Source organism: Sphaerisporangium sp. NPDC005288, from assembly GCF_040607475.1.
GTDB lineage: Bacteria > Actinomycetota > Actinomycetes > Streptosporangiales > Streptosporangiaceae > Sphaerisporangium > Sphaerisporangium rhizosphaerae.
On the sequence record NZ_JBEXGT010000109.1, the window covers coordinates 1 to 2,201 of the forward strand.

Sequence of the window (2,201 nt, forward strand, 5' to 3'; positions counted from 1 at the left end):
CAGGTCGCACCGCTGTTGGCCTTGCCGGCGAAGGGGTTGCTCTCGCTGGCGGCGTTGGGCGTCCAGGAGCCGCTGAGGCTGTCGGCGGTGAAGGAGCGGAAGTAGCGTCCCTGCGAGCCGATCGCCTCGACGATCATCAGGTACTTGTTCTGGTTCTGCAGCTTGTAGACCTCGACCGCCTCGAACAGGTTGTTGGTCGAGTCGCTCATGATCTGGGTGTAGTTGGAGCCGAAGCTGCCGGGGAAGTTGCCGATGGGCATGCTGGAGCGGTAGATCTTGCCGTTGTCGCCGGCGAAGAACAGGTACATGTTCTGGCCGTCACCGATCAGCGTCTGGTCGATCGGCCCGGTGCCCGAGCCGGAGATGCTCGCGGTGGACAGTGTCTGCTGCGCCGACCAGCCGTTGGGGTTGGTGGGGTCGCTGGAGGTGCGGTAGGAGAACGCCGTGCCGCCCCACTGGTAGGTCAGCACCCAGATGTTCTTGGGAGCGAAGTAGAACAGCGTCGGCGCCACGGTGCCCGAGTTCATCTTGGTCTGGGTCGCCGAGCCCATGTCCGACCAGTTGGTGAACGTGCTGAAGCCCATCGAACCCCAGCTGGAGCCGTTGTCGTGGGTGGTGGCGTACACCAGGTGCTTGCCGTTGTAGACCACGTTGGTGAAGTCCTTGAGCGACACCCAGCCCGACTTCGGCTGCGCCAGCGCGCCCGTCGACGTCCAGCGGTACGACGAGGGCAGGTTGCACGTACCCGTCGGCGTCGGCGTGGGAGTGGGAGTCGGCGTGGGCGTCGGGGTGGGAGTCGGCGTCGGCGTCGGGTTCGGGGTCGGGGTGACCGTCGGCGTCGGCGTCGGCGTGGGAGTGCCTGGGGTGCCGGTACACTCCACGCCGTTCAGGGAGAACGACGTGGGGTTGGGGTTGCTGCCGGTCGCCGAGCCGTTGAAGCCGAAGTTGACGCTGCCCCCGGAGGGGATGGCGGCGTTGTAGGAGACGTTGGTGGCGGTCACCGACGAGCCGGACTGCGTCTGGGTGGCGTTCCAGATCTGGGTGATGCTCTGACCGGCGCCGAAGGACCAGGTCAGCCGCCAGCCGTTGACGGCGTCACCGAGGTTGTTGATGGTGACGCTGGCGCCGAAGCCGCCCGGCCAGTTCGAGCTGACGGTGTAGTCGACCCGGCAGGCGACGGCCGCCTGGGCGGGCTGGGTGCCCACCAGGCCGGCTCCGGCCAGCAGGACCGGAATGGCGCCGATCATGAGGCCGCGGCGCGCGGCGCGCCGGGGCGGCGCCGCGGTCGTGGCGGCGGAGGGGCGCGGTGATCGCGCTCGCCAGGGCAGACGCATCTGTATTCTCCTCATCATCTTGTCCGGCCCCCGTCAGGGGCTGGTGCAGGTGGCGGTGGGGGTGGCCGCGGTACCGTTCGCGGTGAACCCGAAGGTCGTGGAGGCGCCGGCGGCGACGGAGCCGTTGTAGGCGGCGTTACGCACGGTGACGCTGGACCCGGACGTGCTCTGGGTGCCGCTCCACAGGCTGCTGATGCTCTGCCCGCCGGGCCACGTCCACCGCACGGTCCATCCGCTGATCGCCGCGCTGCCCGCCTGGACGGTCACCGTCGACTGGAAGCCACCCGGCCAGCTGTTGGTCGTCGTGATCGTCGCCGCGCATCCGTCCGGAACCGGGGTCGGCGTGGGCGTCGGGGTGGGTGTCGGCGTGGGCGTCGGAGTCGGAGTCGGCGTGGGGGTCGGCGTGGGAGTCGGCGTGGGGGTGGGTGTGGGGTTGGGGGTGGCGTTGTTGAGCGCGTTCAGGACGGCGTCGTAGGCGGGCTTCTTGTTGCTGCCGCTGAACAGCAGCGGGGTGTCACCGGAACGCCAGGAGTCCTGGTCGCGCACGCCCCACACGGTGATGCCGGCGCAGCGCGACACCGCCAGGCAGTCGTTGACGATGGCGGCGTAGGTGGTCGCCGAGGCGCCCTGCACGTCCAGCTCGGTGATCTGCACGTCCACCCCGAGGGCGGCGAAGCTGGAGATCGTGGTGCGGTAGTTGGAGTTGTAGGCGCTGCCGCTGTTGAAGTGCGACTGCAACCCCACACAGTCGATCGGCACACCACGCGCCTTGAAGTCCTTGACCATGTTGTAGACGCCCTGGGTCTTGGCCCAGGTCCAGTTGTCGATGTTGTAGTCGTTGTAACACAGCTTGGCCGCAGGGTCGGC

Annotated in this window: 2 protein-coding genes; both read right to left on the minus strand. The window is 68.5% G+C overall.

From position 1 onward, the window contains the following. The coding region (locus ABZU32_RS40865; protein WP_354932152.1) for a non-reducing end alpha-L-arabinofuranosidase family hydrolase at nucleotides 1-1,334 on the minus strand (1,334 nt) is incomplete at its 3' end. Between the two features lie 33 nt (nucleotides 1,335-1,367). After that, nucleotides 1,368-2,201: endo-1,4-beta-xylanase (locus ABZU32_RS40870; protein WP_354932155.1), on the minus strand; the 834-nt coding region annotated here is incomplete at its 5' end.